General features: G+C 55.1%; 2 pseudogenes. Both read left to right on the forward strand.

Going from position 1 to position 350, the window contains the following annotated elements:
- Nucleotides 1-30: 30 nt before the first annotated feature.
- Nucleotides 31-114 (forward strand): annotated as a pseudogene (locus O2S87_RS18980) (IS5/IS1182 family transposase); the annotation flags it as partial.
- 108 nt (nucleotides 115-222) lie between these two features.
- Nucleotides 223-350 (forward strand): annotated as a pseudogene (locus O2S87_RS18985) (IS5/IS1182 family transposase); the annotation flags it as partial.

Here is a 350-nt window from a genome sequence, read left to right on the forward strand (position 1 = left end):
AACGTGAAGCCGAGGAATTCGACTCTGCCCATGGAGATCGATCTCCTCGACTTCGTTGAGCAGTGTCGTCGGCTAGCTAAACAAGCGTTGGGAAAGTATGCGGGCGAGCCCGCCAGGAGTGGTCTGCACCACGTTTGAATGCTTGAGTTCTCGTCCATTGAGCGATCAGTATCCGCTGGCCTGTTGCAGACATCAGTCCGTTCAAAGGTTACGCCAACCACTCGCGGCGGGTTCGCCCGCTGGGTTCACGTCGTTTTGCACTGTATTCGGCTCGAAGAAGGTCATAGCTACCGTGAAACGCCGAATCGGCTGAAGTATATGACCGAGATACGAGACGTGCTCGGCTTAGA

Source organism: Halohasta sp. A2, from assembly GCF_056175805.1.